The sequence below is a fragment of the Streptomyces fuscigenes genome (genome assembly GCF_021556455.1).
Lineage (GTDB): Bacteria > Actinomycetota > Actinomycetes > Streptomycetales > Streptomycetaceae > Streptomyces > Streptomyces fuscigenes.
Map to the genome: position 1 here is coordinate 1 of NZ_JAKGCV010000560.1, position 3,099 is coordinate 3,099.

2 protein-coding genes are annotated in these 3,099 nt (G+C 71.6%); one reads left to right on the forward strand and one right to left on the reverse strand.

Annotated elements, in window-relative coordinates:
* Nucleotides 1-255: 255 nt before the first annotated feature.
* The gene (locus tag L1885_RS26255; protein WP_235799652.1) at nt 256-729 is read right to left on the reverse strand and encodes an SseB family protein; all 474 of its coding nucleotides are present in this window, start codon (nt 727-729) and stop codon (nt 256-258) included.
* Nucleotides 730-1,002: 273 nt separating this feature from the next.
* Between L1885_RS26255 and L1885_RS26260 the strand changes: the two genes are divergently transcribed.
* Nucleotides 1,003-2,829: an acyl-CoA dehydrogenase gene (locus L1885_RS26260; protein ID WP_235799653.1), complete on the forward strand. Its 1,827-nt coding sequence runs from the start codon at nt 1,003-1,005 to the stop codon at nt 2,827-2,829.
* Nucleotides 2,830-3,099: the final 270 nt, after the last annotated feature.

Consider the following 3,099-nt stretch of genomic DNA (forward strand, 5'->3'; position numbering starts at 1 on the left):
GAACGCGGCAGGCGCGAGAGGGGCCGGGCGCGAGAGCCGCGGATGGCGCCGGGGAGGGGCCGCGGGGCGCGGGTGTCCGGGCCTCGGGGGGAGGAGGGTGCGGGCGGCGCGGTGGCGGGCCGGAACGGGGCGGCCGGGGCGTCCCGGGCCGCCGCGCGGGGAGCGTCAGCCGTACGCGCGGCGCATGGCCGAGCGTCAGCCGTACACGCGGCGCATGGCCGAGCGTCAGCCGTACGCGCGGCGCACGGCCGAGCGTCAGCCGTACATGCGGCGCATGGCGTAGTCGACCATCTGCTCGACCGCCTTCGCGTCGAAGACCATCCGGTGCTCGCCCTCCATGTCGAGGACGAAGCCGTACCCGGTGGGCAGCAGGTCGATGACCTCGGACCCGGTGATCACGAAGTACTTGGAGTCCTTGCCCGCGTAGCGGCGCAGCTCCTTGAGCGTGGTGAACATGGGGATCACCGGCTGCTGGGTGTTGTGCAGGGCCAGGAAGCCGGGGCCCTCGCCGCGCGGGCAGTACACCTTGGAGGTGGAGAAGATCTGCTGGAAGTCCTCGGCGGACAGCACGCCGGTGGTGAACGCCTTGACCGCGTCGGCCAGCGACGGAGGGGACGGTTCCGGGTAGAGCGGCTGCTCGCCGTAGCCCCCGCCCATCGGCTGCTGCTGCTGATGGTTCGGCTGGGCGTACTGCTGCTGGGCGCCAGGCGTCTGCTCGTAGCCGTACATGGCCGCAAGAATACTGAGGATCGCGGGCCCGCGGGCCCGGGGGCGGGCGCTTCGTCGCCCGCTGCCCGCGCCGCGCCGCCGGGCCCGTCGGGCATTTCGCCCCACCGGGAGCCGCGTCACACCCGGCGGGCCGGGGTTGCCCTTATTACCGACGGGTAGCATCATCGTAGGCACGGCACGACGCTGGACGCCGCTGCACGCCGAACCGGATACCTGTCTTGAGGAGCCGTCCCCCTCCGGGGCTCCTCGTGAGCCTTTTACGGAGCCGTGGCCATGGGGCACTACAAGTCCAACCTCCGCGACATCGAGTTCAACCTCTTCGAGGTGCTCGGCCGGGAGAAGCTGTACGGCAGCGGTCCCTTCGCCGAGATGGACGTGGAGACCGCGCGCAGCATCCTCTCCGAGGTCACCCGCCTCTCCGAGCAGGAGATCGCGGCGTCGTACGCCGAGGGCGACCGCACGCCGCCCGTCTTCGACCCCGCGCAGGGCGTCGCCCCGCTGCCCGAGGCCTTCAAGAAGTCGTACGCGGCCTTCATGGACTCGGAGTACTGGCGGCTCGGCCTGCCCGAGGAGATCGGCGGCACGAGCGCCCCCCGGTCGCTGATCTGGGCGTACGCGGAGCTGGTGCTCGGCGCGAACCCGGCCGTGTGGATGTACTCCTCCGGTCCTGCCTTCGCGGGCGTCCTCTTCGAGGAGGGCACGGACGAGCAGAAGAAGATCGCGGCGCTCGCGGTCGAGAAGCAGTGGGGCTCCACGATGGTGCTGACCGAGCCCGACGCGGGCTCCGACGTCGGCGCCGGGCGCACGAAGGCGGTCCAGCAGGAGGACGGGTCCTGGCACATCGAGGGCGTGAAGCGGTTCATCACGTCCGGCGAGCACGACCTCTCCGACAACATCCTCCACTACGTGCTCGCCCGCCCCGAGGGTGCCGGCCCCGGCACCAAGGGCCTGTCCCTCTTCCTCGTGCCGAAGTACCACTTCGACCGGGAGACCGGCGAGCTGGGCGAGCGCAACGGCGTGCGCGCGACGAACGTCGAGCACAAGATGGGCCTGAAGGTCTCCAACACCTGCGAGATGACCTTCGGCGGCGACGTGCCCGCCCAGGGCTGGCTGGTCGGCGAGAAGCACGACGGCATCCGCCAGATGTTCCGCGTCATCGAGTTCGCCCGCATGATGGTCGGCACCAAGGCCATCGCGACCCTCTCCACGGGCTACCTGAGCGCGCTGGAGTACGCGAAGGAGCGGGTCCAGGGCCCCGACCTCGCGCAGTTCACCAACAAGGCCGCGCCGAAGGTCACCATCACCCACCACCCCGACGTGCGCCGCTCGCTGATGACGCAGAAGGCGTACGCGGAGGGCATGCGCGCCCTCGTCCTCTACACGGCCGCGCTCCAGGACGAGATCTCCGCGAAGGAGGCCGCCGAGGAGGACGCGAGCGCGCTCCACGGCCTCAACGACCTGCTGCTCCCGGTGGTCAAGGGCTACGGCTCGGAGAAGTCCTACGAGCAGCTCGCGCAGTCGCTGCAGATTTTCGGCGGCTCCGGCTACCTTCAGGAGTACCCGGTCGAGCAGTACATCCGGGACGCGAAGATCGACACGCTCTACGAGGGCACCACGGCCATCCAGGGGCAGGACTTCTTCTTCCGGAAGATCGTCCGGGACCAGGGCGTCGCGCTGAACACCCTCGCCGAGGAGATCAAGCAGTTCCTCGCGGTCTCCACGGGCGGCACCGAACTGGCCCCGGCCCGCGAGGCGCTGGCGAAGGCGGCGGCCGACCTCGAGGCGATCGTCGGCACGATGCTCACGGACCTCACCGCGACCGGCGAGGACGTGAAGAACATCTACAAGGTCGGGCTCAACACCACCCGCCTGCTGATGGCCTCCGGCGACGTGATCGTCGGCTACCTGCTGCTGCGCGGCGCGGCGGTCGCGGCGGAGAAGCTGGAGACGGCCCCCGCCAAGGACGTGGCCTTCTACCGGGGCAAGATCGCGGCGGCGAAGTTCTTCGCGGCCAACGTCCTGCCGGGCGTCGGCACCGAGCGGCAGCTCGCCGAGAGCGTGGACGTCTCCCTGATGGAGCTGGACGAGGCCGCCTTCTGACGGTCCGGCCGCCCGGTCCCCCTGCTGCGGGGCGGGCCGTGCGGCCGCGCGCACAGGGCCGAGGGCGCCCCTCCCGGACGGGTGGGGCGCCCTCGGCGCGTCGGCGGCGTGCGTTCCCGCCGGTGCGGAGCGGGTCAGGAGCCGAGTGACGCCTCGGCGTGCACGCCGGTGCCCTGGTACGGACGGAATCCCCGGGCGAGCAGTTCGGCGTCCACCCGCAGCGACCCGGCGCGGCCGGCCTTGCGGCCCTCGGCGGCCGGGGCGCCCTGG

Coding starts and splice junctions, on each gene's coding strand:
- L1885_RS26255 (WP_235799652.1), bottom strand. CDS start 729: ATGTACGGCTACGAGCAGACGCCTGGCGCCCAGCAGCAGTACGCCCAG.
- L1885_RS26260 (WP_235799653.1), top strand. CDS start 1,003: ATGGGGCACTACAAGTCCAACCTCCGCGACATCGAGTTCAACCTCTTC.